This is a genomic window from Mesorhizobium sp. P3_A9, from assembly GCF_056402975.1.
Map to the genome: position 1 here is coordinate 1 of NZ_JBFUGJ010000580.1, position 2,343 is coordinate 2,343.

A 2,343-nucleotide genomic window follows, 5' to 3' on the forward strand; every position below is an offset into this window, starting at 1 on the left:
GAGGTGGAGCGTGCCCGCATCACTACAGAGCGTGGCATTGAGGAAGCCCGCCTGATCAAGGACCGCGACATGCGCCAGTTGGGCGTCGATCGTGACCAGAAGATCGAGATCGCCGAGATTCAGAAGGCAATCGACATCGCCAAGAAGACCCAGGAACGCTCGTCCGCGATTGCAGCCTCGGAAGCCGTTCGTGCAAAGGCCATTCAGGCCGAGGAACAGGCCTTCACCGCCCGCGAGCGCGAGATTGCCGAGCGTCGCAAGCTGACCGACCTTATCGGTGCCGCCCGGGAAGCCGAGCGCGATGCCCTGCGCATCACCTCGGCTGCTGACGCTGAGATGAAAGCAGCAAAGAGCCTGGCGGAAGCACAGAAGATCGCTGCTGTCGCTTCGGCGGAAGCGGAGAAGATCCATGCCCTGGCCGCGGCCCAGCGCTACGAGGTCGACGCCGCCGGTCACCGGCAGCTCAACGAGGCCGAGAACCTGCTTTCGGACGAGGCTCGCGCCGGGCGCCTCCGCGGCAAATTGCTGGACCACATGGAAGGCATCATCCGCGAGAGTGTCAAACCGATGGAGAAGATCGAAGGCATCAAAATCCTGCATGTCGACGGGATCAACGGTGGCCAAGGCGGCAGCCGCAACGTCACCGACGAGGTCATCGATTCAGCGCTGCGTTACAGGGTGCAGGCGCCAATGATCGACAATCTGATGAAGGAGATCGGCATCGAGGGCGGATCGCTTGGCCGCATGACCGATGTTTTGCGAGACGCCAAGGACATAGCCAGCCTCAGCCGCGACAAGAAAGGCAAAGCAAAGAGCGGCAAGGAAACCGACGATGACGATCGCGACCAGTGAAGCCGTAGGGTCACCCGATGCCGAAGATCTATGTGTCGTCGACGATCAATGCGCCAGCTGTGGACGTTTGGAAACTTGTCCGAAACTTCAATGGCTTGCCGAGCTGGACACCGTTCGTCGCGGAGAGCCGCATCGAACAGAACGCGCATCCGGACCAGATCGGCTGCATACGCAATTTCATGCTGAAGGACGGTGGCCGGATCCGGGAGAAACTGCTGGCTCTGTCTGACTACGACCTCTCCTACAGCTATGCGATGCTGGAGAGCCCGATGGGGGTAGAGAACTACATAGCCACGCTCTCCCTGACCCCTGTGACCGATGGCAACATGACGTTCGCCGAATGGCGGGCCGAGTTCGACTGTGCACCCGAGCGGGAAAGCGCATTGGTGCAGCAGATCGGCACAGGCGTATTCCAGAGCGCCTTCACGGCGCTCAAACAGCGCTTCGCGCGCTGACATCGACGAATGGTCAAGGTTTGCCAGAGCACGATCATCAACGCGCCTGTAGAGGACGTCTGGTCTGTTCTGCGCGATTTCAATGGGCATGAGCGCTGGCATCCGGCAATCTCCTTCAGCGAGATTGAGAGCGGCGACCCGGCCGATGCGATCGGCGCGGTTCGCCATTTCCGTCTCACCGATGGGAGCGAACTGCGCGAACAACTCCTGGCCTTATCCGACAAAGACCGGCGCCTGAGATATTGTCTGTTGGAGGCGCCGTTGCCGTTGATGGGGTATGTCGCGTCGATCCGGCTGAAGCCGGTAACGGACGGCAACGCTACCTTCTGGGAATGGTCCTCGGAGTTCCATCCGCCCGCGCATCGCCGTGATGAACTGGTCAAGCTGGTCACTGAAGGCATCTACCAAGCCGGTTTTGAGGCCGTTCGCCGGCTCTTGACCGGAAGGCCTATTGCCGAACCAAACAAGGCCAGGTCACAGCAACCGGCGGCGGAGTTGATCCCCAAGAGGCGCGAGCGGGAGCTGCCTAGAGGCGACGACCAGGGCACACGGACCAAGGCAATCCTTGTCGAGCGCCACGGAGGCCCCGAGGTTCTGCAGCTTGCGGAGATCGGCTTGGCGCCGCCATCGCGTGGCGAGATCCAGGTCCGTCACACGTTCATTGGTGTCAACTATATCGACGTCTATTGCAGGACCGGCTATTTCGACCTCCTGCAGCCGCCAGGCGTTCCGGGCATGGAAGCCGCCGGCGTCATCGCAGCGGTCGGCCCGGAGGTTTCGGGCTTTTCAGTCGGCGACCGGATTGCCTATGCATGCCCGCCGGTCGGCGCTTACTGCGAACGACGCAACATGGCACCCGACCTTTTGGTTCACCTCTCGGATGACATTTCCGACGTAACAGCCGCGGCGGGTCTTTTGAAAGGCATTACTGCGAGCTTCCTGCTGCACGACGTTTATCCCGTGAAACCCGGGTCCGTTGTGCTCATCCATGCGGCAGCAGGCGGGGTCGGCCAGTTGCTGGTGCAATGGGCACGTC

The 2,343-nt window shown here is 61.3% G+C and carries 3 protein-coding genes and 1 pseudogene; all 4 read left to right on the forward strand.

The features are described 5' to 3' along the window. Positions 1–852, forward strand: an 852-nt coding sequence (locus tag AC1DX0_RS34795; RefSeq protein WP_477358926.1) for a flotillin family protein, incomplete at its 5' end; no start/stop codon positions are given. A 17-nt stretch (positions 853–869) separates the two neighbouring features. Continuing rightward, the gene (locus tag AC1DX0_RS34800) at positions 870–1,307 is read left to right on the forward strand and encodes an SRPBCC family protein (RefSeq protein ID WP_477224617.1); all 438 of its coding nucleotides are present in this window, start codon (positions 870–872) and stop codon (positions 1,305–1,307) included. A gap of 9 nt (positions 1,308–1,316) precedes the next feature. After that, positions 1,317–1,745 (forward strand): annotated as a pseudogene (locus AC1DX0_RS34805) (SRPBCC family protein); the annotation flags it as partial. A gap of 177 nt (positions 1,746–1,922) precedes the next feature. Next, the coding region (locus AC1DX0_RS34810; protein ID WP_477358929.1) for an alcohol dehydrogenase catalytic domain-containing protein at positions 1,923–2,343 on the forward strand (421 nt) is incomplete at its 3' end.